Source organism: Leptotrichia sp., from assembly GCF_057270615.1.
The window spans coordinates 28,112-31,555 of the sequence record NZ_DBHIXN010000025.1 but is presented as its reverse complement, the minus strand read 5'-3'; the positions used below and the strand labels follow the sequence as shown (position 1 = coordinate 31,555).

The 3,444-nt window shown below is 27.6% G+C and carries 3 protein-coding genes; all 3 read right to left on the bottom strand.

The features are described from left to right. Window positions 1-643 precede the first annotated feature (643 nt). Window positions 644-1,138 (bottom strand): flavodoxin, encoded by a 495-nt coding sequence (locus ACO409_RS06135; RefSeq protein ID WP_485555796.1) that lies wholly within the window; start codon window positions 1,136-1,138, stop codon window positions 644-646. A gap of 243 nt (window positions 1,139-1,381) precedes the next feature. Further along, window positions 1,382-1,930, bottom strand: a complete 549-nt coding sequence (gene epsC / locus ACO409_RS06130; protein ID WP_485555794.1) for a serine O-acetyltransferase EpsC — start codon at window positions 1,928-1,930, stop codon at window positions 1,382-1,384. Window positions 1,931-2,189: 259 nt separating this feature from the next. Continuing rightward, a complete protein-coding gene (gene cysK, locus ACO409_RS06125) occupies window positions 2,190-3,107 on the bottom strand; it encodes a cysteine synthase A (RefSeq protein WP_485555792.1) in 918 nt (305 codons plus the stop codon). Between the last annotated feature and the right edge of the window lie 337 nt (window positions 3,108-3,444).

Below are 3,444 nucleotides of genomic sequence, written 5' to 3'. Positions count from 1 at the left end.
CAAAATTACAAAGGATAGGATTTTTGGTCGAATCCGAATTATGAAGAAAAAAGTTGTTAAAATTAAGTCGATATCGATAAAAAAGGAGTTTAAAGGTATTATTGTCCCAGAAGAAAAAAGTTATTTTATAGATAGATTAGATAAAAAATATTATTTTTAATAGTTTAATTTTGAAGAAAAAGGTTATTATGAATAGAAAAAAGTAGGGAAGTTAAGATACAGAGGTTTTATTTTAAGGAGAAATTGAGAAAAAAGTTGAGAAGAAATTATAGTTTTGAGAGAAGTATTTTGTGAGTTGAATGTATTACAAAATGCTTCTTTTTTAATTATAACTATTAAAATAATAAAAAAAGGTGCTATAAAAACACCTTTTTAAATTTTTTGGAGAGAAAATCAACTTGTGAAAATTGATTTATCTTAGTTATATATAAATATAGCTAAAATCATGTTTATTTTGACACTTGTGAATAATTTTATCACAAATGTTACCAAATTTAAAAAAACTTTTTTACTACACAATCTTAAATGTATTTAATTTATGATATGTAAAGTAATTTAAAACTGAACTCAAAAACTATGATTATTTTGCTTAAAGTTTAAGTTTATACTTTAATAGTTCAATTTTAAATGAGTTTGAGTATTTTTAAAATTCTTTTTGGATTTGTTCAACCCATGCGTCAATTCTTTCGTCTGTCAATTCAGATTGATTAACTTCATCTAAAGCTAATCCTAAAAATTCACCATTTTTTGCGGCTCTTGATTCGTTAAATTCATATCCTTCAGTTGAAGTTTTTCCAATAATTGTTGCACCAGTTTTTTGGATTTCTTCATCAATGATAGCAATTCCATCCATAAATGTATCAGAGAAAGTTCCTTGGTCACCACTTCCAAAATACCCTACTTTTTTACCACTTAAATCTTTATTTGCTAAATCATCAAGAACTGCTGCCCATTCATCTTGTAAATCTCCAAATCCCCAAGTAGAAGTACCTAAAAGCAGTACATCATAATCTTCTAATTTATCTTCGTTTCCATCAATATTAAAAACTTCTGCTCCATCAATCTTTTCTGCGATTTTATGAGCAATATCTTCAGTTACTCCTGTCGTTGAACCGAAAAAAATTCCTACTTTTGCCATTTTAATCCTCCGTTTTTATTAGTTTAGTTTTAAATATGCTTTTATATTTTGGGATAATTTTCTCCTAATTTTTATTTCGATTGAAATTTCCCAACTATAGTCTGAATAAATTTACTTTTTTTAGTTTATATTTTTTAGAACTTTATTGTTTTTACTTTCATATAAAAAATATACCATATTTTACTTTGATTGTCAAATTTTTTTGTATTTGAATATTTTAATAATTAATATTAAAAAAAACCATTAAATATGCCACATATAATAATCTTCTTCTGTTTTTGGAATAATTCTAGCGGGAATTCCTACTGCTACTGCATTATCTGGAACATCTTTTAAAACAACTGAATTTGCTCCAATTCTCACATTGTTTCCAATTACTATATTTCCTAGCAATTTTGCTCCTGCTCCGACAGAAACATTGTTTTTTAATGTAGGATGTCTTTTAGTTTTTGAAGTGCTTACTCCACCTAAAGTTACACCGTGGTAAATAACACAATTATCACCTATTTCAGCAGTCTCACCAACTACTATTCCCATTCCGTGATCAAAAAATATTTTATTTCCTAATTTTGCTCCTGGATGAATTTCTATTCCTGTAAAAAAACGTGAAATTTGAGAAATTAATCTTGCCAAAAAATATAATTTATGTTTTTGAAAAAAGTGAGCAACTCTATGATTAATAATCGCATGTAACGATGGATAAAGAAAGACTTCTATTTTATATCTGACAGCTGGATCTTTTTCTGCAATATTATTTATTTCACTTACTAACCATTTAAAAATAATAATCACACTCCTTAAAATTTATACTTGAATTATATAATAAAACTGTTTTAAAAACAACTTTTTATTGCGTATTCTATTTTTTTAATACTAAATTTATAAAAATTAAATGATGTATAACATTTTAGCTAAGTTATAAAGAAATTTTACCATATAATTTATTTCATAAAGTATGAAAATATGAAAACAGGCAATTCATCTCATTATTATATATGAATATTATATAAAAGTTAGAGAATCCTTGCCCGAGTTAGTTAAGTTTTATTAATTATAAACTATTTCTAAATGCTTCAATTGATAAGTATTTTTCTCCACCATCTGGTAAAATTGTTACAACTTTTTTACCTTTTCCTAATTTTTTGGCTACTTCATAAGCTGCTGCGATTGCACTTCCAGAAGAAATTCCAACAAATAGTCCATTTTCCTTTGAAGCTCTTGTCGCAAATTCTACTGCTTGTTCATTAGTTACTTTTATAATTCCGTCTACAAGACTGGCATCGTAGTTTCCAGGCACAAATCCTGCTCCAAGTCCTTGTTGGAAGTGTTTTCCAGGTTGTTCTCCTGATAATACTGCAGAAGTTGCAGGTTCAACAGCAAATACTTTAACTCCTGGTCTTTCTTCCTTTAATCTTTTTCCAACTCCTGATAAAGTTCCAGCAGTTCCAACTCCTGATATAAAAGCATCAATTTGAGGGAAATCATCTAAGATTTCTTTTGCAGTTGTTTCGTAGTGTTTTTCAGGGTTTGCAGGATTTTCAAATTGTTGAGGCAAGAAATATCCGTTTTCAGCTGCTAGTTTTTCAGCTTCAGCAATTGCCCCTTTCATACCTTTTGCTCCTTCAGTTAATATTAATTCAGCTCCATAGGCTGCCAAAATACTTCTTCTTTCCACGCTCATTGAATCAGGCATTACAATTACCACTTTATAACCTTTTGCTTTACCGATTAATGCAAGTGCGATACCAGTATTTCCAGAAGTAGGTTCAACAATTGTTCCACCTGGTTTCAATTTTCCTTCTTTTTCAGCTGCTTCTATCATTCCAAGAGCCGCTCTATCTTTTACACTTCCACCGATATTATATTTTTCAAGTTTAACATAAATATCAGCGATATTTTCATCATTTAAGAATTTTAATTTTACCACAGGCGTATTTCCAATTAAGTCTAAGATATTTTCGTAAATCATTATAAATTACCTCCATATTTAAATATATTTATTTTTTGTTTTATTAATTTGTATCTACAACTATTATAGCACTAATTCTTTTTAAAATCAATAGAAAAAATATAAATATTTTAAAAATTTTCACTTAATTCAAAATTTTTTAGGTTATATTTATAAACAATAATTATCTAAATAAATAAGTAATATCAAATTTACAAGTTCATATCATCAACATTATCCAAATATTCCTTAATTTTTGGAATTACAAAAGCCAATGTCCCTTCTTCAAACGGATTTTTCAAGTTAGCTGATTTCATAAGTTCAAAGAATGGTTTGCTTCCTCCAAGTTTACATAAAT

Coding starts and splice junctions, on each gene's coding strand:
- ACO409_RS06135 (WP_485555796.1), bottom strand. CDS start 1,138: ATGGCAAAAGTAGGAATTTTTTTCGGTTCAACGACAGGAGTAACTGAA.
- cysK (WP_485555792.1), bottom strand. CDS start 3,107: ATGATTTACGAAAATATCTTAGACTTAATTGGAAATACGCCTGTGGTA.